2 protein-coding genes are annotated in these 2,717 nt (G+C 59.9%); both read right to left on the bottom strand.

What is annotated here, in order from left to right:
* Positions 1–353 precede the first annotated feature (353 nt).
* The gene (locus tag V6C07_RS02110; RefSeq protein ID WP_333534738.1) at positions 354–1,406 is read right to left on the bottom strand and encodes a glucokinase; all 1,053 of its coding nucleotides are present in this window, start codon (positions 1,404–1,406) and stop codon (positions 354–356) included.
* The coding region (gene rfaE2 / locus V6C07_RS02115) for a D-glycero-beta-D-manno-heptose 1-phosphate adenylyltransferase (RefSeq protein ID WP_333534739.1) at positions 1,403–2,717 on the bottom strand (1,315 nt) is incomplete at its 5' end. The genes V6C07_RS02110 and rfaE2, both read right to left, overlap by 4 nt.

The following is a 2,717-nucleotide window of genomic DNA, read 5'->3' on the forward strand; positions in this document are numbered from 1 at the left end:
CATTCTCAAAGTTTAAGGCACGCTCACTTCGGCGTTTAACCGCGCAGATAAACTGCGCTTACGCCTCCGTAGCGAACGTCTGCTCACGCAGCCGCCAGAGCAATTTCAAAGTGAAATTGCTCTAAACAAGGCTGCTGTTTCCGATGCGACCTCCTTCGGCGTAACGGCCGAAGCATCGCTGCTGTCTTCGTACGTAACTTCCTTTGTCGTAACGGCCGAAGCAATCCCGCCTGGCAGCAAGGTGTTGCTTTATACCCCACCTCGTCCCAACCCGGCAGGAAAAATACCCGACCAGCCGGACCCAGGCTGCGCAGCTTCGTGGCGCGGATTTTTCGGAATATTCGTGCGAGGTGTTACGCATTTTCAATGTCGGCCAGCTCTATTCCACAGAGCGCCAGACCGGCATACGCGCCCCCCCAGAGGCCGCTGTCGGTATCTGTCACAAGGCGCACAGGCACACTTTGCAACAGTGACACCACGTCTCCGGCACCAGCATACAAAGCCTCTGAAAACGAAGGGCAGCTCACGCAAAGAGGGTTTGCGGCCGCCACGCCCCCGGCAATCCACAATCCTTCACGGCACAGGGACGACAAAATCCATTCCTGGCAAAATCGTCCCAGAAAGCGCGCGTACCAACGCAAAGTGGGCGTATCGCGCGAAAGCGCGCTATCGCCCGCCTGCGAGGGATGCAGCATCTGGCCCGTCAGATAATAGTGCAATGTGGAAAGCCCCCGGCCGCAAAGCACATTTTCAGCACTGGCAAAAGCTCGCCCCAGCCCTTTGCACAAGGCCCGCCCGTAATCCTGTTCTTCTTTGTCCAGAAAGGCAAAGGCAACGTGACCGGCTTCACTGGGAACCGCCAGTGGTACGCCCTGATCTGTGAGCAGCAAACTGGCGGCCCCAAGGCCCGTTCCTGCACCTACAACGGCATGGGTTTTTCTGACGCATGTATTTTTTACCCGGCCTGCAGGTTCTTTGCCGGGGAAGATCGCGTCCTCGCCCTTCTTTTGTTCCGGGCCAGCCACATACGAAGCCTGAGCGCCGGGAGGGGTCAAGATGGCATACGCCTGGAGCATAAAGTCATTGAGCAGCAGGCAACGCCCGGTTCCCGCCAAAGAGGGGACCGCTGCAAGGTCAACCCGCAAACGGCCATTGGTGAGGCTTCCTTTTTGCCCGTCTACCGGACCGGCCAGCCCGATGACGACGGCCCCGGCCTCTTCCGGCCGCAAATCCAGCCCTTGGGACAGAGCGAGAAACAGGTCCTGCCCGCTTTCAAGGTTGGCAGAGCTGATCCGCGCGGAACGCTCCAGCGCAAGCGACGTTCCCTCCAGCCTGAAGCTGCCCATCCGGCAGTTGGTTCCGCCCACATCGGCTACAAGAATCCGCTGCATGGCACGTACACTCATCGCAAGGATCTGCCGCCGCCCGAGGCGTCAATTTTGCGCACAATACCCGTGGTGCTGCACCCCTGCACAAGATCGGCCAGATACACGCGACCACCCGAAGCCAGCACCACATCCGCCCCCACTACGGTTCCCACCGTATAGTCACTGCCTTTGACCAGCACATCAGGACGCAGGGCGGTAACAAGGTTCAGTGGCGTGTCTTCGTCAAAAAGCACAACGGCATCCACCCCGTGCAGGGCAGACAAAAGCAGCGCGCGGCTCTGTTCGTTCTGCACCGGACGGCTTGGCCCCTTGAGACGGCGCACCGAGGCATCGGAATTAAGCCCCACCACAAGATGGGTTCCTTGAGCAGCACTCTGGCGTATAAGAGAAATATGGCCCGGATGCAGCAGGTCAAAACATCCGTTGGTGAAGACGATGCTTTCGTTTTTGCGCCGCCAGTCTTCCACCTTTTCAAGAAGTTCGGGCAAGGCATAAAGCTTGGGGTTATCCGCGCCCTGGCGCAAGGCCTGGCGCAATTCGGTAATGCTTACAGGAGCCGTTCCCATTTTGCCCACGGCAACACCGGCCGCGGCATTGGCTGCGTCCATACTTTCTTCCCAGGTCAGACCGGTGCCGATACAGGCCCCCAGCGTGGCAATGACCGTATCTCCCGCTCCGGAAACATCCGCAACTTCGCGCATTACGGCGCGAATATAGCGTGGCGGCGCATCCGGGCTGAACATGGTCATGCCCTTGGCCCCACGTGTAAGCAGCACTCTTTCAATGGCATAGCGTTCCCGCAGGCGGTCTGCCAGATCTGCCCTCGCGGCCCTGTCCAGAGGCGCGCCCTGATTTCTGCCGCAGACGAGATCAAATTCGTGCCTGTTGGGCGTTACGCAATGCGCGCCCGCATAGCGGCTCCACTGCGTTCCCTTGGGGTCCACCAGCACGGTGACGCCCAGGCGGCGGGCCTCGTCGATAATGGCGCGGCACAGGCTTTCGCCCTGCCCGTTTTCAAGCAAGACGCCCTTGCCGTAATCAGAAAGGATCACGACATGGCAAGTGGGCAGCACGGCAAGCACAGCCTGAAGCAGGGCTTCAAGCTCATCGTCGTCCGGGTGCATGCAGCGCTCTTCATCCAGCCGCAGCAATTGCTGCCCCTGCGCAAGCACTCTGGTTTTGCACGTGGTGCTGCGCGAACCGGAAGATACCAGACGGTGCTGAATGCCGGCCTGCTCCAGGCTCCGGCGCAGGTCATCGGCGGCCTCATCCATGCCGGAAAGCCCCACAAGAGTGGCCTGTGCGCCAAGGTGTACCAGATTTCGAGCA

The organism is Desulfovibrio sp. 1214_IL3152 (assembly GCF_036763055.1).
In the GTDB taxonomy this organism is placed as follows: Bacteria; Desulfobacterota; Desulfovibrionia; order Desulfovibrionales; family Desulfovibrionaceae; genus Desulfovibrio.